17 protein-coding genes are annotated in these 19,669 nt (G+C 55.4%); 14 read left to right on the top strand and 3 right to left on the bottom strand.

Annotation, left to right across the window (positions count from 1 at the left end):
* The first annotated feature begins 301 nt into the window (after nucleotides 1-301).
* On the top strand, nucleotides 302-1,894 hold the full coding sequence (locus GS630_RS09385; RefSeq protein ID WP_171619395.1) for a trypsin-like peptidase domain-containing protein: 1,593 nt from the start codon (nucleotides 302-304) through the stop codon (nucleotides 1,892-1,894).
* Here GS630_RS09385 and GS630_RS09380 read toward each other — a convergent pair whose 3' ends face one another.
* Nucleotides 1,895-3,511 carry a hypothetical protein gene (locus GS630_RS09380; RefSeq protein WP_171174999.1) on the bottom strand — a complete coding sequence of 539 codons (1,617 nt, stop codon included), beginning with the start codon at nucleotides 3,509-3,511 and terminating at the stop codon, nucleotides 1,895-1,897.
* Between the two features lie 4 nt (nucleotides 3,512-3,515).
* A complete protein-coding gene (locus GS630_RS09375; RefSeq protein WP_171619393.1) occupies nucleotides 3,516-4,736 on the bottom strand; it encodes an APC family permease in 1,221 nt (406 codons plus the stop codon).
* 433 nt (nucleotides 4,737-5,169) lie between these two features.
* Between GS630_RS09375 and GS630_RS09370 the strand changes: the two genes are divergently transcribed.
* Nucleotides 5,170-6,795: a Na/Pi cotransporter family protein gene (locus GS630_RS09370; protein WP_171619391.1), complete on the top strand. Its 1,626-nt coding sequence runs from the start codon at nucleotides 5,170-5,172 to the stop codon at nucleotides 6,793-6,795.
* A gap of 139 nt (nucleotides 6,796-6,934) precedes the next feature.
* Nucleotides 6,935-7,342, top strand: coding sequence for a c-type cytochrome (locus GS630_RS09365; RefSeq protein WP_245223137.1), 408 nt, complete (start codon nucleotides 6,935-6,937; stop codon nucleotides 7,340-7,342).
* 19 nt (nucleotides 7,343-7,361) lie between these two features.
* Here the strand turns inward: GS630_RS09365 and GS630_RS09360 are convergent, their stop codons facing one another.
* Nucleotides 7,362-8,519, bottom strand: a complete 1,158-nt coding sequence (locus GS630_RS09360) for a cation:proton antiporter (protein ID WP_171174993.1) — start codon at nucleotides 8,517-8,519, stop codon at nucleotides 7,362-7,364.
* Nucleotides 8,520-8,645: 126 nt separating this feature from the next.
* On the opposite strand from GS630_RS09360, the gene GS630_RS09355 reads away from it, so the two are divergent.
* The 11 genes from GS630_RS09355 to GS630_RS09305 all read left to right on the top strand — a co-directional run bounded on the left by GS630_RS09355 (nucleotide 8,646) and on the right by GS630_RS09305 (nucleotide 19,668).
* Nucleotides 8,646-9,167: a phasin family protein gene (locus tag GS630_RS09355; RefSeq protein WP_253284498.1), complete on the top strand. Its 522-nt coding sequence runs from the start codon at nucleotides 8,646-8,648 to the stop codon at nucleotides 9,165-9,167.
* Nucleotides 9,168-9,225: 58 nt separating this feature from the next.
* The gene (locus GS630_RS09350; RefSeq protein ID WP_171236399.1) at nucleotides 9,226-9,633 is read left to right on the top strand and encodes a universal stress protein; all 408 of its coding nucleotides are present in this window, start codon (nucleotides 9,226-9,228) and stop codon (nucleotides 9,631-9,633) included.
* A 422-nt stretch (nucleotides 9,634-10,055) separates the two neighbouring features.
* Nucleotides 10,056-11,138 (top strand): MHYT domain-containing protein, encoded by a 1,083-nt coding sequence (locus GS630_RS09345; protein WP_171236400.1) that lies wholly within the window; start codon nucleotides 10,056-10,058, stop codon nucleotides 11,136-11,138.
* Nucleotides 11,139-11,277: 139 nt separating this feature from the next.
* Entirely contained in the window at nucleotides 11,278-12,111 is an 834-nt protein-coding gene (locus GS630_RS09340; protein ID WP_171174986.1) for a xanthine dehydrogenase family protein subunit M, read from the top strand.
* A 12-nt stretch (nucleotides 12,112-12,123) separates the two neighbouring features.
* On the top strand, nucleotides 12,124-12,618 hold the full coding sequence (locus tag GS630_RS09335; RefSeq protein ID WP_170355562.1) for a (2Fe-2S)-binding protein: 495 nt from the start codon (nucleotides 12,124-12,126) through the stop codon (nucleotides 12,616-12,618).
* On the top strand, nucleotides 12,615-15,032 hold the full coding sequence (locus tag GS630_RS09330; protein WP_171236401.1) for an aerobic carbon-monoxide dehydrogenase large subunit: 2,418 nt from the start codon (nucleotides 12,615-12,617) through the stop codon (nucleotides 15,030-15,032). Before GS630_RS09335 ends, GS630_RS09330 begins: the two co-directional genes overlap by 4 nt.
* A gap of 101 nt (nucleotides 15,033-15,133) precedes the next feature.
* A complete protein-coding gene (locus GS630_RS09325; protein WP_171174982.1) occupies nucleotides 15,134-16,000 on the top strand; it encodes a MoxR family ATPase in 867 nt (288 codons plus the stop codon).
* Entirely contained in the window at nucleotides 16,000-17,187 is a 1,188-nt protein-coding gene (locus GS630_RS09320; RefSeq protein ID WP_171619389.1) for a VWA domain-containing protein, read from the top strand. The genes GS630_RS09325 and GS630_RS09320 overlap by 1 nt, the downstream gene beginning before the upstream one ends.
* 12 nt (nucleotides 17,188-17,199) lie before the next feature.
* Nucleotides 17,200-18,012: an XdhC family protein gene (locus GS630_RS09315; RefSeq protein WP_171174978.1), complete on the top strand. Its 813-nt coding sequence runs from the start codon at nucleotides 17,200-17,202 to the stop codon at nucleotides 18,010-18,012.
* Between the two features lie 106 nt (nucleotides 18,013-18,118).
* Nucleotides 18,119-18,571: a CoxG family protein gene (locus GS630_RS09310; protein WP_171174976.1), complete on the top strand. Its 453-nt coding sequence runs from the start codon at nucleotides 18,119-18,121 to the stop codon at nucleotides 18,569-18,571.
* Between the two features lie 398 nt (nucleotides 18,572-18,969).
* Entirely contained in the window at nucleotides 18,970-19,668 is a 699-nt protein-coding gene (locus GS630_RS09305) for an urease accessory protein UreD (RefSeq protein WP_253282908.1), read from the top strand.
* The last annotated feature ends 1 nt before the right edge of the window (nucleotide 19,669 follow it).

The following is a 19,669-nucleotide window of genomic DNA, read 5'->3' as shown; positions in this document are numbered from 1 at the left end:
GCCCGGTAGGTGCGCTCAATGCTGTCAATGCCAAGAGTGATTGCTTGCGCAAGATCAAGGTCTGAGACGGTGTTTTCTGCCGCAGTGTTGTGCGCGAAATCGAACCAAGGAAAGACGGCGCAGAGGGTTGGCTATCGGTCAATCCTCTTTGAGTTGCGGTCCGGAAGCAAGGACAGGAATGAACTTGGCCAGAGATTGCAAGAGTCTATTTATATTGGAAAAATTTATTGCGCGAGCGGTACGATGAGTTTCGTGCTGAGGCGTGTTAGAATGCGTACACGCGTCAAGAGAGGTGGTCGAAATGCGCAAGCCGGGCGAGAATGGTGTCGCGCCCTCGAGTACTGTTGACAGAAGGGAAGTGCGGGCTTTCTTAGAGAGCCTCACTGGACCATCGCGTGGTAACGTAAACTGGCTTGCTGACAATGCTCTGACCGTATCTGTTGGTGAAGGCAGAGCGTTAAGCGTTCGCCCCAAAGACGACCTGCCCCCGCATGATAACGATATCGCCACCCTTCAATGGGCAGATGACGGATATGCGATAACCGTGTCAGCGGGACGAAATGTGTGGGTGAACGGGCAAGAAATCTCTTCAACGCTGCTTGTTCATGGCGACATGATCGAGTTCGGCGAAAAAGGTCCGATGTCTCGGTACAGGTTGTGCAATCACTCGTATCCTGTTCGCCATTCGGTTGAAGATATCCTCAGTGATGCATACGCCTATACTCGTACTAGCCGGCGACCGTTCGCCAAGAAAATGTCTGGCGCGTTGCGCGACAGCGGGCGTCGGCTTGTGTCCCAGACCACATTTCTGTTCAGGATCACAGTCGTAGCTGCGCTGCTTGTGATCTTAGGCTTTGGGTTCCTGCTTTACCAAAACGACAGACGCTTGGCGGACAGCATCGAACAGGAATCCCGTAAGATCGAAGCGGTTGCAATTATGCTTGCACAGACTCGGGAAGACGCACTCACGCCCAAGGATTTGGCCTCGTTGCGAGAAGCATTCGAAAGCCAAGTTTTGTCGGCTGAGCAGCGATTAGGGACGCTGGAACACAGAGCAGGAGCGCCAACCCGAGTGATCGCAGCTTCGACTCGATCCGTCGCTTTTATTCAGGGCGCTTATGGGTTGCGGCACTTGGAAAGCGGGAAGCTTTTGCGGCATGTATTGGGGCCGAACGGAGAAAAGCTGAAAACCCCTTTAGGCCAGCCTTTGATTGAACCGGGTGCGATGGGCGAACCCGCTGAATTTCAGTTCACCGGCACCGGCTTTCTGTTGGAAGGGGTTCCGTTAATGGCCACCAATCGTCATGTCGCTTTACCTTGGACTTCGGGAGACAGAGAGCAAACTCTGAAAGACGCGGGCCTTAGGGCAGAAATGTTGAGGTTGTTGGCCTATCTGCCGGATCAAGCTGAACCAATAGACGCTCAATTGGAAAGGTTCAGTGAAATGGCAGACTTGGCGATATTGGCAGTTGATCCAGGTAAGGTACACGGCTTGGGGATGCCGTTGGCAGATGCCGCTCCGCAGGCCGGAGAAGAACTGTACTTGCTGGGATACCCAACAGGTTTAAAGGCTTTGATCGCCCAAGCGGGGCCGGGCTTTTTGGAAACGCTGGAGAAAGATGGAACCCTGAATTTCTGGTCCATAGCGTCTCAGCTGTCTGCTCAAAGCAAAATCCAACCCCTCGCCAGCCGGGGGATCGTTGCCCGGACCAGTTCGGGTGCCATCGTCTATGATGCTGAAACCACAACCGGCGGAAGCGGAGGGCCTGCGCTCAATCGGCGAGGAGAGGTCGTTGCCATCAACGCCGCGATCCTGCCTGAGTTTGGGGGGTCGAATATTGGTGTTCCAGTGGCACATCTCAAAGCTTTGCTGGGAGAGGTCGAAAGCCAGTGATCACTCGCTCGTTTGGAAGCGAGAGCTTTGAACAAAGAACACTGTCACCAGCGGAACGATCACTGAGATCAACGCGACTGAGATCAGCAAGTATCCAAGCTGACTGTAGTCTGCGGTAGAGGTGACAGCGCCAGTTTCTGGATTTGTGACAGCGCGAGTGACGATAAATGTTTGGTTGAGGTATTTGGTGCCGAGACTGCTTGCCGACAATGCCATGTTGGTAAACGATGCCATCACTGCAAAGAAAGTCGCCTTTAACTGAACGGGAGCATTGCGCGCGATCCAAGCCAACATCGGGACCATAGCGATCTGTCCGAGTGGAGACTCAACAGCGGTGTCGAGAATGGCAATAAATCTTGCGTCTACAATTCCGCCGGTTCGCTCCGCTGTCCATTCATGAATGCCGTAGTAGAGAGCAAGGTTAGGCAGGGCGAGTATGCCTGCCGCGATTGTCAGCAATATCACTACATGCGCAATCGAGCGGTTCGCCATGAAGGGGCGCAAAACGATTAATCCGAGCAACGCCAGCAGTGACGTTAACAAAGCCAAGATTGCAAGGAACTGTTCATCGAACCCCAGTTCATCGATTTCGAACCAAGTCAGACCAGGCCCAGGGAGAGGCACAGCGCGAAACACAAAAATGATTGTGGCCGTTCCAATCAGAGCCTTGGCCTGAGCCGGTTCCAACTCTTTCAGCAGACGCGACATAAGGTACAGGATCACCGTCAGGGAAACGGCAAAGACTGTTTCTTGCGCAAATTCGAAGTCCGCGGTTCCCAGTACAATGCTGAGAACAACGAATGCGAGGCCGCCGAGTAATATGGACCACTTGACTTCGGTGGCGCCCTCTGGCGCGTGTGTCGGGTGGCCCCGCCGGATGCGCTGCCGCTGTATCAAGCTGTGAAGAACAACGCCGCTCACGGACAACACCGGGATTGCCAGCGCTATCAGGTAAACCTGGCCATAAAGCGCGAGGCGATCGGATTTTTGAAGGTTTTCTGTTCCAGAGAAAATCCAGATGTTCACAGCCGCAACCGCCGCAAACCCGGAAATGATCGCGACTCTGCCCAGAGTTTGCATTGTTGTGTGCTGTGCACGGGTTTCTTCAGGCGTAAACGGTTGGCCGTGCTGGTCAACCGTTGGAACCGCCTCGACCGTCATGGCGTCAGCAACGACATCCTGAATGGCATAGCCCGAGGGTGCCAACAGCAGCGCAACAACATACCAGTCTTCCAGCGGCATCGTGGAGGCCATCTGCGCGGGTGCTACCACGAGCCGATACATGATGAGCAACGATAACGCGATGAGGGACGCGCCAAACAGGATCAGCAGGGATTTCCAGCGCCAAAACAGGTCCACGACATGACCAAGCGGCATTTTAAGAATCCAAGGGATACCCGCCCAAAACGCGAGCCCTGCAACGAATGAGGCGGACAAGTTGAGATAGTCTTTCAGAAAAAAGGCTCCGACGACCGAGGTCAGCCCTGATACACCCGCCGCGAAGTAGACCATCAAAGGCGGCAGATAGGACCATTGCAGTTGCTGAGCCAGATCCACGAAGGTTCTGTGCCACCAGACTGAAAGGCGCAATCCTATGGACGGTCGACTGGTAGTCATATGGCTAGAGAAACCCTGCTCCGAAGAGCATTGTGCTTGTGATGACTCCAAGGATGGGCACGAAAAGTGGAACTTTGAAGTGCTCTTTAGTATCGCTTGGCTTCATCTTCAGCAGGATCAGCGCGATGTTGACAAGCACAAAGACGCCCAGAACGATCTGAGACGTGCGTTCAGCCAGAATACCTATCGGCAACGTTTGGGTTAGCAAAACGATGATCGCCACGACCAGCAAAGTAGCGACAACCGGTGTCTGCGTTGCTTGAGGTACTGTTGCCAGGACTTTCGGCAGGTGATCCCTGTCAGCAAGCCCGTAGATCACCCGTGATGACATGATCATCTGGATTAGTACCCCATTGACCGTCGCCACAATCGCGACTGCAGAAAAGCCTTGTTTGATCACCTCAGGCGCATTTGAAAACACAAGCGCAAGTGGTGCCGAGGACATTGAAAGAACATCAATTGGAACAACAAGCAGAACTGTCATTGAGGTCCCAAGATACAACACGGTCGCCAGAACCAGCGTTAGCAAAATAGCCTTTGGGATGGTGTGTACCGGGTCTTTAACCTCTTCTGCGACATTGGCCATGTCTTCGAAGCCAACAAAGGCAAAGAAGGCGAGAAGCGATGCTGCAAAAATGCCTCTCCACGCGTCAAGTTCAAGCGGGGGAAGCATTGAACTGATCCTGTATCCTTGCGGATCCTGAATGGACATGCCCCAGCCAATCACAAAGAGAAGACCTGCGATTTCGATGATCGTAATGATTGCTGCAACGAGAACCGACTCCGTTATTCCCCAAAGTGCAATAGCGCCCATGATCAATACTACGCTGATGGTCAGTAAAGGGATGGCTAAGCCGGTCAATGCATGCAGATAGGATGCTGCGCCAATTGCAACGGCCGACGCGGAGATAACGCCCGAGGCTGCCACCGCAAGTCCAACGAAAACCGCCATCCAGTTTTTCTGGAACCCCGCCTCAACATAGGCTGCTTCACCAGCACTCACAGGAAATCGTGTTGCGAGTTCTGCATAAGAAAGCGCGGTTAGTGATACGACGAGCGCGGCTACAACGAATGACAACGCCGCGAAAGGTCCGGCAATGTCTGCTGTTGCACCGACTAAAACGTAAATGCCAGCTCCTACCGTTACGCCAAGGCCATAAAGCGTTAGCAATGGGGTCGTAAGGGCCCGTTTAAGTTTCTGTTCTTTGGGATCAACAGAGTTCATAGGCGCTTTTCACCGACTGGTCTGTTTGTCTGTTGCCAATAATGCCATTCTCCTTACGGTTAGCGATTTGCGGCTCACCTTGTCCCCGCAGTTGAATCCATCGAATTCGATTTGTCTCAACGTTCGGGCGAATTGGGCGCCAATAAAATTCGGGGCTCGCCATCACTTTTGCCGAGCCCCGTGGGTGGAACTTCCACTCCTCCAAAATTCCGTTCGCCTCTTTGTTTGGTTTGGGGACAGGTCGGCGAACGTAGACTACGCTAAAACATTCTTATTTCACTATGTGAATCTTGTTGCTGCTTTGATCTATATCAACCAACGCGTCACATCGGGTCTGCAAGGCTGAAAGTGGGCCGCAGTCTGTTGCTCGCGGCCCCGAGGGTACAGCGAACGTGCCCGTCGTACATTGGCTAAGCAAGGCAAGTTGTTTGTGATGTTCTGGAATCTATTACCAGCATTTGGCGGCATCGGTCTCTTCCTGGTTGGAATGCTGTTGATGACGGACGGGTTGAAGGCATTGGCTGGTGCGCGGCTGCGCGATGTTCTGAGCAGGTTCACGTCCACGCCTCTTACGGGTGCGGTGACCGGCGCTGTCACGACAGCTGCAATACAGTCGTCCAGTGCAACCACTGTCGCGGCCGTGGGTTTTGTCGCGTCTGGTTTGCTCACGTTCCCGCAAGCGCTTGGGATCATCTTTGGAGCCAATATCGGAACGACCATGACAGGTTGGCTGGTCGCGCTTTTGGGGTTCAAGCTGGACCTTGGGCAAGCGATGTTGCCTGTTGTTTTTGTTGGCGCATTGTTCGCGCTTTCGGGCAGGAAAGCGGTTTCTAACTTTGGGCTGGCGTTAGCCGGGTTCAGCTTGGTTTTCATAGGAATCGAACAACTCAAGTCCGGCCTGGACGCATTTCGTGGCGTAGTTACGCCTGCTGATTTTCCACCAGATACACTTCTAGGCAGGCTGAAGCTTGTCTTGATTGGTGTCCTGATCACGATGGTGACGCAGTCTTCGAGCGCCGGTGTCGCCACGGCCTTGGCGGCACTGAGCGCTGGTGCTGTGAGCTTCCCTCAAGCGGCGGCGTTGGTCATTGGAATGGATGTGGGTACGACGTTTACGGCCGTTCTGGCTACTTTGGGCGGGGGCACGATGGCCCGCCGAACCGGTTCTGCCCATGTGATCTACAACGTGATGACAGGAGTAATGGCGTTTTTTTTGCTGGGGCCATTTACTTCGGTCTTTGTAAGCGGGGCGGGGGCCCAAAACTCTTTGACCGCGCTTGTGGCATTCCACAGTTTCTTCAACGCCTTGGGGGTGGTTTTGATCCTGCCGTTCGCCAAGCCGTTTGCCAGATTTGTCGAGGCGCTTATACCCGATCGAGGAGCTGAGCTAACAAAATCTTTAGATCCGCTCGTGCTAGGGTTGCCGGAGATAGCGGTGGATGCGGCAAAAGCCTCAGTCGATCAAATTGTGCTGGCCGAAGTGGCGCACCTTCGGTCGTGTATGGGTGTGCGGCTGCCAGGCGAAACCGACTACGGGCGGGACAGCATTGAGACGGCCTTGGCCGAAGCGCGCGCGTATCTAGACAAGATAGAGCTTTCCCGCGAGTCCGATGTCGAGATTTCCAGGATCAAAGGTATGTACCACATACTCGATCATCTGGATCGGTTGCTTTACCGATGTAGCCAAGTTGACAGGATCAGCGAGTTACCAAAAGACCGGCGTTTGAAACGGCTTGCTTTGGTGGTGATTGCGGCAACTGACAGTTACTTGAAAATCGATGACCAAGAGGAATGTGAAAACACGCTGAACCGTGTTCGTCGCTTTCTGCGACGACAGAGGAAACTTCGCAGAGACTTGCTCATTTCCGACGCTGCGACTGACAGTTTGCCGGACGAGGTGGTCTGGGCTCGGTTGGATTCTCTGAGATGGATGCATCGAGTGTCTTATCATCTTTGGCGAATTCGCTGGCATTTGAATGCACTGGAAGGAGCCTCCTTTGGAGGCAAGCGTGGCGAGGTCCATGCCGAGGCTGCGAAGTCGGAGGTCGACGCAGATTAAATCAGGCATGTGCTCCAACGCTATAAAGCTGAAACACCAGCGTTCGTCTTGGCGCATACAACATGAGCGAGGTCAAAGAAGTTTCTTAAGTATGCCATTTAATGGGACCATCATCGGAAGCAGCGAATTGGAGGAGCAAATGCAGTTATTTCACGGGGTATTTTTGACGCTGTTCGTCACCGGCTCTGCACTGGCGCAGGACGTAAGTGTGAGCGACGGAAGCGATTTGTACCGGACGTATTGCTGGCAATGCCACGGTTTCGAAGCGACTGGCGATGGGCCGATGGCCGAAATGCTTGCTATTCAAACACCTGACCTCACCAAGTTGGCGGCCGAAAACGGCGGCGTGTTTCCGATAGATCGCATAGCTCAGCAGATTGACGGTCGCTCGCAATTGCTTGCGCATGGGGGCGAAATGCCAATCTTCGGCGCGGTTTTTGAGACGGACCAACAGATCGCTGTCGCTTTGCCTAATGGCCAACCTATGATGGTGGGCCTGCCGCTGGCGAATTTGCTCGTCTTTCTTGAATCGGTTCAGGCTGAATAGGCTCCGAACGAGCGTGCAGCTACTCGGTATCCGCGGTGCGTCTGATCGACATAAGCGTCAGTGGCGGCCCAAACACTTCAAATGCCACCGTACTGGCCAAGGTAAAGGCCATTATGGATGCCGCCCAATTTGGAAACTGTTCCCCGGCGACCAAAGCCATCCCCACTGCAACCCCTGCCTGCGGCAGTAAAGCGGGGCCACACCAGTAAGCCTGACGGCGTGGTAAGCCTCCTAGTCTTGCGCCACAAAAGCCGCCCACAAGTCGTGCAATGGTTCGTAAAAGCAAGAAAAGGGCTCCGGCCCAGCCCATCAAGCCAAAAGCCTCAATATCCAATGAGGCTCCGGCCAGCAGGAAGAACAGGATCATGAATGGCCATTGAATGTGCTCGATTTCGTGAAAGGCTCGGTCATGGTGGCGGGCAAGGTTCCCGATCACGGCTCCGGCGACCATGCCTGTTACAAGGAACGAAACTTCCAGCCAGAGCGAAAGACCCGCTGTCAGAAAGACGATCCCCACCGCTTCGGCCTGCATTGGTTCACCTGGCTTTAATCGACCGGTCAGGTAAGCGGACGGAATGCCCAACACGCCGCCCAGAACAATTGCGCCCCCGAAATCCCAGATCGCTGTGGTCGTGACGGTGGCCCAACCGTCCGAATGACCGGCCAGAACCAAGGCGATGCTGAAAACGATCAGACCCCAAGCATCATCAATTGCGACAACGCCCTTTAAGGTCTCGGTGAAATTGTTGGATACCCCAGACTGTCTAATTACGTCTGTCATGGCAGCCGGAGCCGTAGCTGTAGCAATTGCCGCCAATACGAACGCCAACCCGAAAGGTACGCCAATTGCGGTCAGTCCAACCGACACAATAATGAGGGTGGCAACCACGATCGAAATGGAAATTGCCAGAATGGCCCGGCCATGTCGAACAAGGTTCTCGCGGGTTAAGGACCCTCCAAGAAGAAACGCAACCATGGTCAAAGCCACGATGGATACCTCATCGAACCACATTGCAACGTCAAGCGGGATCAACCCCATTCCGGCGTTCCCGGCGATCATGCCGAGGAAAAGTAAGGTCGTAACCCGAGGAAGATGCGTGGCCCGACCAAGCTGATCAGCCACCAATCCGGCAAGGAAAAGGACGCCAAGAGTAATCAGAAAACCCGCAATGTTCATTTGAAACCAAGCGTTAAGTTCTTGCTTGATCTACTTTAACTCCAATCCTGCCATCTAGGAACCGATGTCGAAAGGTTAGGAGTGTTCTCTCGCGGCGTAAGCCAAGAAGCATGAAAACAAGGAATATTGATCTGTATTAAGGCGAAAGCTCGCTGCAGGTGGGACAATGGGTCATCAGGGAATGAGGAGGAATTTTCGATGTCGACAAAGAAATCTAACCCTAGCCACCCGGCTTCACTAATGGACGTATTCAAGCAAATGCAGCCGCCCGTTTCTGGCAATCCAGCTTTCGGTGCCCAGATCGAACAGTTTTGGGACGCGCAAGAAAAAATGTTAGAAGAAACAGAAGCCTTTGCGCAGCATTGGTTCGAACGGCGTCACGAGGCGGTCCGGACGGCCCTGCAAGCTGCACGTAAAGTATCTTCCGCCAACCCGTCTGAACCTACGAAAGCCCTTCAGAGCATGACGGAATGGCAACGCCATTCGGTTGAGCGGTTGGTTGCTGATGCTCAGGAATGGTTCGAAACTGTGGCCCGTTGTGCCGCATATGTCGCGGAAACCGAAGCTGAAGCTGTCGAGAAAACCGTTGATGATGTTGCGACCGCAACGAAGAGTGCTGGCAAATCATCGAAGTCTGAACCTGTGTAGGTTTCCTGCTGTCGCAAATTTCAGGCTGACGTCGATGGAGCTGTAGATAGGAGACCAAATGTATAAGAACATCCTGATCCCGGTTGCTCTGGACCAAGAGCACGACACGCGCGCGTCCTTTGAGGCGGCGCGCCAATTGGCCGATGAGGACGCTGTTTTCACTGTGATACACGCCCAGGAACCAATCCCGGCCTATGTAGGGTCTCAGATTCCAAGTGAGGTGCTTGCGAACACGCGGCATGAAATCTTGGACAACCTACATCAGACGGCCTCTGAGATTCCAGGAGCGAAGACGCGACTTATCTCGGGTCAAGCAGGTAGAGCGATCGTTGATTTCGCGAACGAGAACGATGTGGATTGCATTGTTTTGGCATCGCACAAGCCCGGTTTCGAGGACATATTCCTCGGATCAACCGCAAACAGGGTTGTGCATCATGCGAAATGTTCGGTTCACGTAATTCGCTGATCCAGAGTGGGTTGGGTCACGTCGAAAGAACTTAACTAATGGCGAGCGAGAGGCTGTCGTAGCTTGCGCGTATAAAAAGCTAATCGCCAATCAAGTTTTTGTAACCCGCTCCGAGAAAGTCCGTTTTGCAGTGATGCAGTACGGTCTGTTCCCATTGTCGCTTCGAAAAGAAGAAGGTTTGTTGTACGAGCGTGCGGTCTAAGTGAGCCATGGGAATGCACGATGCAGGTGAATTCGCTTGATCGTGCTACTGTTTCGCGGTGACACAATCCTGGCAAGGTGTGAAAAAGCACTTAGTTGAAGGGACTTACGCTGGTAAAATTGGTCTGAGAGCGCTTTTCACAGTTTGGCCAGACTAGATTGTACCGGGAATTCCTGTTTGCTAACGTCAAGCACGCGCTGGGGAGGGCGTGGACACCCGAATGTTGGACTACTCGCACAATGTGTGGCTCGTGGCAGCGTCTCTGGCCGTGGCGCTGATGGCTGGGTTTACTGGCCTCTATCTGACTCATGGGGCGTCTCGCCTGGACACGCAGCGGCGCAAACTTGTGGTCGCTCTGGCAGCAGTTATTCTGGGCGGCGGTATATGGTCGATGCACTTTGTTGCCATGCTGGGCCTGCAACTGCCGATCCTGTTCTATTATGATGCCTTGATCACTCTGATTTCCGCGCTGGTCGCAATCCTAATGGTTGGGCTGGCGCTGTTGTTGCTGCATTTTCGCCCACGCACGCCACAGACGATGATTGGATCAGGGATGATCGTTGGGCTGGGGATTGTGTTGATGCACTATATTGGCATGGCCGGAATGCAGCTGTGTCGTCCTGTATATAATGTTCTGGATGTATTCGTGGCGACACTGGCTTCGGTGATCCTGTCCGTGGCGGCCATCTGGGTCGCTTATGGAAACCGCACACAGCGCAACATATTGCTTGGGACAGTGTGCTTTGGGCTGGCTGTATTTACCATGCATTTCGTAGCAACCGGTCTGACCGACTTTGTCGCAAGCGACAGTGTCGGTGGTGCAGGGCCTGCGTTGGACAATCAGGTTCTGGCGATGGGCGTGACCGTTTCGGTGTTTCTGATATGCGGGGCGTTTCTGTTGACAGGCATCTCGTTTATTGAGCCCACGGAAACACCCAAGCCCGAACCCGCCTCGGAACCGGCCGCATTTCGCGCCGGTGTTCCGTTCGAGCGAGAAGGTCAGACCTTTTTTACAGAACCTGCAAAAATCGCAGCCATCAGGGCCGAGGGGCATTATTCTGTTCTCTATATGGGTGCCGAAAAACTGTTTTGCCCTTGGTCGATAACCGAGGCCGAAACGCGACTAAAGCCAGATGGTTTTTTACGCGCTCATCGCAGTTATCTGGTGAACCCCAAACACGTCTCAGGCTTTGAGCGTCACAAGGACAACGGCACATGTTATTTCGACGGTGTCGACGCCCTGACCAAAGTCCCGGTAAGCCGTTCCCGTCTGACGGATATTCGCGAGGCGCTCGGTCTCTGATCGCAGTTCGTGCAGCTTATTCGCATTTCGTGAAACAAGCCGCGCGCTCTGTTGTTCGCTGCTGGAACGGCTGGCTGCATAGCTCTCTCCTTTCCCCAGGTCCCCCAAGGCATATCGCTCGGACCCAGGGAGGAAAAACATGATACCAGCCGGTTTTGAGTATCACCGGCCAGGCGACATCGCCTCGGCCATTGGCATTTTGCAGGAGCACGGAGATGAGGCGCGCGTGATCGCGGGCGGGCACAGCCTGATCCCGATGATGAAGCTGCGCATGGCCGAGATGGGCCATCTTGTCGATTTGCAGGCTATCGACGAACTCAAAGGGGTCAAGATCGGTTCCGACACGGTGTCCTTGGGGGCGATGGTGACGCAGCACGAGATGATTACGCATGACGGTCTGGCCTCGGCAATCCCTTTGATCCGCGAAGCTGCTTTGCAGATCGCCGATCCTCAGGTGCGGTACATGGGCACCGTTGGTGGCAACGTGGCCAATGGGGATCCTGGCAATGACATGCCGGGTTTGATGCAATGCCTGAATGCCACGTTCGAACTGTCGGGGCCTGACGGCAACCGCAGCGTAGCCGCCCGTGATTTTTATGAGGCCGCATATTTCACTGCGCGCGAAGATGAAGAGATCCTGACCCGGATTTCAATACCTGTTCCCGCTGCCGGCGTTGGGCAAGCCTATGAAAAGCAAAAGCGCAAGATTGGCGACTATGCGACGGCCGCTGCCGCGGTGATGTTTGGGCAGGGAACCGCTTCGGTTGCAATGACCAATCTGGCCGACACACCCATTTGGTCCGCAGACGCGAGCACCGCTCTCGCAGGTGGTGACGTCGAGGGCTGCGTTGCCGCTATGCTCGATGCGATCGATCCCGTCGCCGATAATCGAGGACCCGTTGAATTCAAGAAACACGTGGCCGCCGTAATGCTGCGCCGCGCCATCGACCGTGCGCAAAGCCGCGCAGGGTGAGGAGAGAAAGCAATGTCGAAAATGCACGTCAAACTCACCGTGAACGGCAAAGAGGTCGAAGGTCTGGCCGAACCGCGCACGTTGTTGATCCATTTCCTGCGGGAAGATCTGAAAATTACCGGTCCTCATATCGGTTGCGAGACCAGCCATTGTGGGGCCTGCACCGTTGATATCGATGGCAAATCCGTCAAGTCCTGCACCACCTTTGTGGCCCAGGTGAACGGGGCAGATATTACCACCGTTGAAGGGCTGACCAATGATGATGGCAGCTTGGGCGTCTTACAAGAGATGTTCCGCGAACATCACGGGTTGCAATGCGGCTTCTGCACGCCGGGCATGATCACCCGCGCGCATCGTCTGTTGCAGGAAAACCCTAATCCGACCGAGGAAGAAATCCGTTTTGGCATGGCCGGAAACCTGTGCCGCTGCACCGGATATCAGAACATCGTCAAGGCGATCTCAGCTTCGGCTGACATGCTGAACGCTCAGAAGGAGGCCGCGGAATGAACGACCAGACTCTGACCCCCGAAGAACGCGCCGCCAACCTCAAAGGTATGGGCTGCGCCCGCAAACGCGTCGAGGACGTGCGCTTTACCCAAGGCAAGGGCAACTATGTAGATGATATCAAGCTTGACGGCATGCTGTTCGGTGACTTTGTGCGCTCCCCCTACGCACATGCCCGCGTTGTCAGCGTGAACAAAGAGGCAGCCTTGGCGGTACCCGGCGTTGTCGCCGTGCTAACAGCTGAGGATCTTGCACCTCTGGGTTTACACTGGATGCCGACGCTGGCAGGTGACAAGCAGATGGTGCTGGCCGATGGCAAAGTGCTGTTTCAGGGCCAGGAAGTTGCTTATGTCGTGGCCGAGGACCGGTACATTGCGGCAGACGCAGTGGAACTGGTCGAGGTCGAATACGAAGAACTGCCTGTCATCACCGACCCTTTCGAGGCGTTGAAATCAGATGTTGTCCTGCGCGAAGACCTTGAAGGCCAGACCGAGGGCGCGCACGGCCCACGCAAGCACCACAACCATATCTTTACGTGGGAACAGGGTGACAAGGACGCGACCGAGGCCGTTCTGGCCGAGGCCGATGTGGTGGCTGAAGAGATGGTCTATTACCACCGGACCCACCCCTGTCCGCTGGAAACCTGCGGCTGCGTGGCCTCGATGGACAAAGTGACTGGAAAGCTGACGCTGTACGGCACGTTCCAGGCCCCGCACGCGATCCGCACGGTTGTGTCGCTGATTTCTGGCCTGGCCGAGCACAATATCCGCGTGATCAGCCCCGATATTGGCGGTGGCTTCGGCAATAAAGTGGGGGCCTACGCAGGTTACGTCTGCTCGGTCGTTGCTTCCATCGTTACCGGCAAACCAGTGAAATGGGTCGAGGACCGGATGGAGAACCTGATGTCCACCGCCTTTGCCCGCGACTACTGGATGCAGGGCAAAATCGCAGCCACCAAGGATGGTAAGATCACCGGGCTGTGGTGTCATACAACCGCCGATCACGGTGGGTTTGATGCCTGTGCCGACCCGACCAAGTTTCCAGCTGGATTCATGAATATTTGCACCGGTTCCTATGACATCCCCACCGCGTATCTTGCTGTCGATGGTGTCTATACCAACAAAGCTCCGGGAGGCGTGGCCTATCGCTGTTCCTTCCGCGTGACCGAGGCTGCTTATTTCATCGAGCGCATGATCGAGGTTCTGGCCATCAAGCTGAACATGGACGCGGCCGAGCTGCGTCGGATCAACTTTATCAAGGCGGATCAGTTCCCGTATCAGTCGGCGCTGGGCTGGGAGTATGACTCGGGCGATTATCATACCGCTTGGGACAAGGCGTTGAAGGCCGTAGACTATGACGGTCTGCGGGCCGAACAGGCGCAGCGGGTCGAGGACTTCAAAGCTGGCAAGACTCGTAAGCTGCTGGGGATTGGCCTGACACATTTCACCGAGATTGTCGGGGCCGGGCCGGTCAAGAATTGCGATATTCTTGGGCTGGGAATGTTTGATAGTTGCGAAATCCGCATACATCCAACGGGTTCAGCCATCGCGCGGCTCGGGACGATCAGTCAGGGTCAAGGCCATGCCACGACTTTTGCCCAGATCATCGCCAGCGAGATCGGCCTGCCCGCCGACGATATCACGCTGGAGGAAGGCGACACGGACACCGCGCCTTATGGTCTTGGGACCTATGGCTCTCGGTCCACGCCTGTGGCTGGGGCGGCGACGGCTATGGCCGCGCGCAAGATCCGCGCGAAGGCGCAGATGATTGCTGCCTATCTGCTCGAGGTGCATGATGACGACGTCGAATGGGATGTGGACCGGTTCGCTGTCAAAGGCGCGCCCGAGCGGTTCAAGACCATGAAAGAAATCGCCTTCGCCGCCTATAATCAGGCCATCCCGGGGTTGGAGCCGGGGCTGGAAGCCGTCAGCTACTACGACCCGCCGAATATGACCTATCCGTTCGGGGCCTATATCTGCGTTATGGAAATTGACGTGGATACCGGCGAATGGGAAGTGCGGAAGTTCTATGCGCTGGACGATTGCGGCACGCGGATCAACCCGATGATCATCGACGGGCAGGTCCATGGTGGTGTAACCGAAGCGCTGGCGATCGCGATGGGCCAGGAAATTGCCTATGATGAGATGGGCAATGTAAAGACAGGCACCCTGATGGACTTCTTCCTGCCAACCGCCTGGGAGACACCGAACTATATCACCGACTATACGGTGACACCGTCCCCGCACCATCCGATTGGTGCAAAAGGAGTGGGTGAAAGCCCGAACGTGGGCGGCGTTCCTTGCTTCTCGAACGCGGTGCATGATGCGTTCCGGCCCTTTGGGTTGGTGCAAAGCCACATGCCGCACGACCACTGGCGGATCTGGAAGATCGCCAATGGTCTTGGGATGCATGGGTGAAATGGTCCGGACCGGCTGGCGCCGGCCCGACCAAAGCGAGGGGGCTCTGCCCCCTCGGACCCCCGAGGTATTTTTGGCCAGATGAAGATTGGATCCTGGTTTTGACTTTGACTGACGTTCAGAACGGATTGGCCGCACAGGGCTATGTTGCCGATGATCGTTTGGCCATGGCCCTGCATCTTGCGCAGACGCTGGGTCGTCCGTTGCTGCTTGAGGGGCCTGCGGGTGTCGGCAAGACCGAGGTTGCCAAGGCTCTTGCGGCTCAACGTGAGACGCGATTGATCCGGTTGCAGTGTTACGAAGGGCTGGACGCCAGTCACGCCATTTATGAGTGGAACTACCAACGTCAGCTTTTGGCCATTCGTGCAAGCGAGGCTGGCGGAGGCACCAGCGAGGCGCAACTGTTCACCGATGATTACTTGCTGAAGCGTCCATTGCTGGAGGCAATCAGCGAAGAAGATCCGCCGGTTCTGCTGATCGACGAAATCGACCGGGCCGATGAAGAGTTTGAAGCCTACTTGCTTGAAATTCTGTCAGACTTTCAGATCACCATCCCCGAACTCGGCACCCTGAAGGCGCGTTCGCGCCCGATTGTAATCCTGACGGCCAACGGGACACGAGATCTGTCCGACGCGCTGCGGCGTCGCTGTCTTTACAGTTTCCTCGACTACCCATCGCGAGAAACTGAAATGGCGATCCTGAATGCGCGCATGCCTGACGTCGAAGGGCGGCTTGCGCGTCAGATCATCGGGGTCGTGCAGGCTTTGCGGAAGGAAGACTTAGAAAAGACACCCGGCATCGCCGAGATGCTGGACTGGGCAGCCGCGCTATCAGGATTGGGTGTCAACGACATGGCGCAGTCTAAGGAAGAGGTTCAGGCAACCCTTGTGTGTCTTCTGAAAACTGCCGCTGACTACGATGCCGCGCCGCCCGAAGTCATGGATCGCCTGATCGGGAAAGTCGCCTGATGCAAGTCACTCGGTTTCCCTCCCGCGCATCTGGTTTGTCGGATCGCATGTCCGGTTTCATCGCACATTTGCGCATGAACGGGATGCGTGTGGGATCTGCTGAGACAGGAGACGCGCTGGCTGCTCTGGCAGCAGTTGACGCAACGGATGTCAGACAGGCTCAGCGGGCGCTTTGTGTATTGCTGGCAGGCGACGCTGACGATTGGCGTCGCTTCGAGGACTTGTTCGATGCCTACTGGTTAAATACAGGCAAGCACCGAACTGGAACTGCCCACACGGCTCATGTGCGGGTTCAATCCGCAAAGCCGATGATTTGGCAGCAGCAAAGCCAAGACGCTCGGGAGGCGGAAACCGGCACGGATCAGGCGCAAGAACCTGATCCTGGCGACGGGGAGGCCTTGGGGAGAGACGGGAGGCTGATCGCAACCCGTACGGCTAACCTGTCGCGTCGGGATTTGCGTGAGCTGATGGATGAAGACGCGTTGAAGCAAGCGGAACAGGCGGCAACCGCCATCGCGCGAGCCATCCGGGACCGTCGCTCGCGCAGACGCAAACTTGCGATGCGCGGCCCGGCTTTGGATATGCGCCGTATTCAACGCGCCAGCCTTGCGAGGGGTGGTGAGCCGATTGATCTTTACCGTCGTGCTCGCCCGCCACGCCCTATGCGGATCGTGGCTTTGTGTGACGTTAGCGGTTCGATGACAGTTTATTCGCGAGTTTTCCTTGCCTTTCTCAAGGGGTTGATTGGCAGCGGAGCCGAAGCGGATGCGTATTTATTTCATACGCATTTGATGCGGGTGACGGATGTACTGCGCGATCACGACACGCTGCGCGCGGCTGGCCGATTGTCGCTGATGGCCGAAGGGTTTGGCGGCGGTACTGACATCTCGGGTAGCCTTGAAAAATTTTTGAATGGATACGGTGCCCGTGCCCTGAACGGGCGGACGGTGGTATTGATCCTTTCGGATGGCTATTGCAGCTCGTCGCCTGCGGCTTTGGGGCATATACTGGCGCGGGTCCGACGCAAGGCACGACGGGTGGTTTGGCTGAATCCGCTTAAAGGATGGAAAGATTACCAGCCCATTGCCGCTGCCATGAAGGCCGCAGAGCCGTACCTGGACGCGCATCTTCCTGCCAACACGCTTGAAGCACTGGCGGCACTAGAACCTGAATTCCGAAAACTGTGAAAGGATAAAACCATGGCAGGTTTCGACATCTTCGACACGATTGAACAGCTGCGCCAGCAGGGGGACGCTTTTTGCGTGGCAACTGTCCTTCGCACCGCCGACGCGACCTCGGCCAAGGCGGGCGGCAAGGCAGTAGTCACGCGAGACGGTCGGATATTGGGACATCTGGGTGGAGCCTGTGTGCAGCGCGTTGTACGGGCATCAGCTCAGGAAGCACTTACAGGTGGCTTTCCGAAAATGATCCGCGTGAAACCCTCGGACAAGGTGGTGGCAATGACAGACCCGGACGGCGTGGAAACCTTCAAGAGCGGTTGCCCTTCGGGTGGAACGGTCGACTTGCTGATTGAGCCGTATCAGCATGCGCCGCGTTTGATCATCTTTGGAGAGTCCCCGATTGCCCATGCCCTCGCAGAGCACGCAGCGCTTATCGGATTGCGTGTTTGCTTGCCCGAAGGTTCTGAGAGTGAAGTGGATTTTACCAGTTTCGATCCGAAAAACTTAAGCGCTTTGGGTGTTGAGCCACGCGATTTCGCAGTGGTCGCTTCGCAGGGAAAAGGTGATGGCGCCGCATTGAAAGCCGCGCTCGAGACACCGGCGCGCCGTGTGTCAATGGTTGCGAGCCACCGAAAGGCTGAGGTGTTGTGCGACAGGTTGGAAGCGCAAGGTTTGAGTTCTGCACAAACCAAGCGGCTCAAGTCGCCTGCCGGTTTGGACATCCATGCGATCGACCCACACGAAATTGCCCTGTCGATCCTTGCTGAAATTATCCTTTGGCGGAACTCAGATAAATCCGAGGAGACTTCGCATGAAGAAAAAATGGCTTAACTGGTTGGCGTCCTTCCGGGCTGCAAAACCGGATTCGACCCCGGAAGAAGCGACCGAGGTGGCACTTCGTGTTTTCCCAAGATGTTGTTGAGAAAAGGATCCTCAGATGGAGCTAAATGACGAAATTCGCATCTCTGCGCCCCGAGACGTAGTGTACCGCGCGCTGAATGACCCGGATGTCCTGCGCGAATGCATTCCTGGGTGCGAAGAGCTTATCCAGCATTCACCTGAGCATCTTGAGGCCAAAGTTGTGCTGAAAATCGGCCCCGTTAAGGCGCGATTCAATGGCGAGGTTACGCTGGACAATTCAGAAGCGCCTGATGCGTTCTCGTTGAGTGGAGAAGGGAAGGGAGGAGCTGCAGGTTTCGCAAATGGTGGCGCTGATGTCTCTCTTGTGGCTGATGGGGAAGAAACAGTGCTGTCTTATACCGCCAAGGTCGCAATTGGCGGTAAAATTGCACAACTGGGCAGCAGGTTGATCTCAGGAACTGCCAAAAAACTCTCGGCCAAGTTTTTTGACAGGTTTGGGGAAGTTGTTGCCGATCAATACGTTGGCTAAGCGCAGCGGCCAAACTTAACGAACGTGCTTTGCGTTGCGGCGGTCCTTTCGACTTCCGCAACGCAGTGCGACTTGCGGGTTTAGGGTGAGACGCATTCATTTATAGGGTGAACCTGCTTAAATTTTAGGCCGCCGGGCGTGCATTCGGTTAATATTTGATCGGATGACGCGAAACTAGGCATTCTGCGACGGTGCAAATTGGCGTTTCGGCGCGTCAGCAAGGAAACAGATGGCACCAACAGGTCTTCCAAAGGTGCCTTATTACTCAAGCTGCTGTTATAAAACCCGCGCAAAGTGCGAACCCACCACGCGCCGCTGGTTCAGTTAACCTAAGCACCAAGCTGCTGGGCGCTAAGAGTGTATTAGACAGGTTTCACCATTCCGGGTCCTTCAAGTGCTTGTTCCCAAGAACCACAACGCCGCATTTGGAGGCGGTTCTTCTCAACACGGCCGGTGGAGTGACCGGGGGCGATAGATTTCGGTTTTCAGGCAAAGCTGCAGAAGGCACTACGCTGACGCTGACAACGCAGGCTTGCGAACGTGTCTACAAAGCGCAGCCTGAAGAAATCGGCCAGATTACCAACCACCTGACAGTTCAGTCTGGCGCTCGTGTGAATTGGTTGCCGCAAGAGACGATCCTGTTCAACGATAGCGCGTTGGAGCGTCGGCTGAAGATCGATTTAGCTCCTGAGGCTGAGTTGTTGATGATCGAGCCAATGGTCTTCGGGCGCGCGGCGATGGGAGAGCGGCTCAGCAAAATCCGTCTCAGTGATCGGATCGAGATACACCGCCAAAAAGGTCCGGTTTTTCTGGATGCGATACAGTTTTCAGGCGACTTGAACGCTCATCTGTCCAAGCCGCATATCGCAAACGGCGCTGGGGCAATGGCGTTGATCGTATTTGCCTCGAAGGCTGTTGAAGCTCATTTGGGCCCGGTTCGCGACATGCTGCCGGATACGGCAGGGGCGACACTTATACAAAACGAATTGCTGATTGTTCGCGCCCTGGCTGAAAACAGCTTTGCCCTGCGCCGTACCCTGATGCCGGTTTTGCGGCAACTGAACAAAGGCACATTGCCCCGATGCTGGATGCTCTGAC

This window comes from Ruegeria sp. HKCCD7303 (assembly GCF_013111185.1).
In the GTDB taxonomy this organism is placed as follows: domain Bacteria; phylum Pseudomonadota; class Alphaproteobacteria; order Rhodobacterales; family Rhodobacteraceae; genus Ruegeria.
This window is presented reverse-complemented; position numbering and strand designations above follow the sequence as displayed.

What these genes read in the sequence shown, in the direction of transcription:
- GS630_RS09340 (WP_171174986.1), top strand. Translation starts at nt 11,278, where the DNA reads ATGATACCAGCCGGTTTTGAGTATCACCGGCCAGGCGACATCGCCTCG.
- GS630_RS09375 (WP_171619393.1), bottom strand. Translation starts at nt 4,736, where the DNA reads ATGAACTCTGTTGATCCCAAAGAACAGAAACTTAAACGGGCCCTTACG.
- GS630_RS09335 (WP_170355562.1), top strand. Translation starts at nt 12,124, where the DNA reads ATGTCGAAAATGCACGTCAAACTCACCGTGAACGGCAAAGAGGTCGAA.
- GS630_RS09365 (WP_245223137.1), top strand. Translation starts at nt 6,935, where the DNA reads ATGCAGTTATTTCACGGGGTATTTTTGACGCTGTTCGTCACCGGCTCT.
- GS630_RS09370 (WP_171619391.1), top strand. Translation starts at nt 5,170, where the DNA reads ATGTTCTGGAATCTATTACCAGCATTTGGCGGCATCGGTCTCTTCCTG.
- GS630_RS09320 (WP_171619389.1), top strand. Translation starts at nt 16,000, where the DNA reads ATGCAAGTCACTCGGTTTCCCTCCCGCGCATCTGGTTTGTCGGATCGC.
- GS630_RS09310 (WP_171174976.1), top strand. Translation starts at nt 18,119, where the DNA reads ATGGAGCTAAATGACGAAATTCGCATCTCTGCGCCCCGAGACGTAGTG.
- GS630_RS09350 (WP_171236399.1), top strand. Translation starts at nt 9,226, where the DNA reads ATGTATAAGAACATCCTGATCCCGGTTGCTCTGGACCAAGAGCACGAC.
- GS630_RS09345 (WP_171236400.1), top strand. Translation starts at nt 10,056, where the DNA reads ATGTTGGACTACTCGCACAATGTGTGGCTCGTGGCAGCGTCTCTGGCC.
- GS630_RS09360 (WP_171174993.1), bottom strand. Translation starts at nt 8,519, where the DNA reads ATGAACATTGCGGGTTTTCTGATTACTCTTGGCGTCCTTTTCCTTGCC.
- GS630_RS09385 (WP_171619395.1), top strand. Translation starts at nt 302, where the DNA reads ATGCGCAAGCCGGGCGAGAATGGTGTCGCGCCCTCGAGTACTGTTGAC.
- GS630_RS09380 (WP_171174999.1), bottom strand. Translation starts at nt 3,511, where the DNA reads ATGACTACCAGTCGACCGTCCATAGGATTGCGCCTTTCAGTCTGGTGG.
- GS630_RS09330 (WP_171236401.1), top strand. Translation starts at nt 12,615, where the DNA reads ATGAACGACCAGACTCTGACCCCCGAAGAACGCGCCGCCAACCTCAAA.
- GS630_RS09315 (WP_171174978.1), top strand. Translation starts at nt 17,200, where the DNA reads ATGGCAGGTTTCGACATCTTCGACACGATTGAACAGCTGCGCCAGCAG.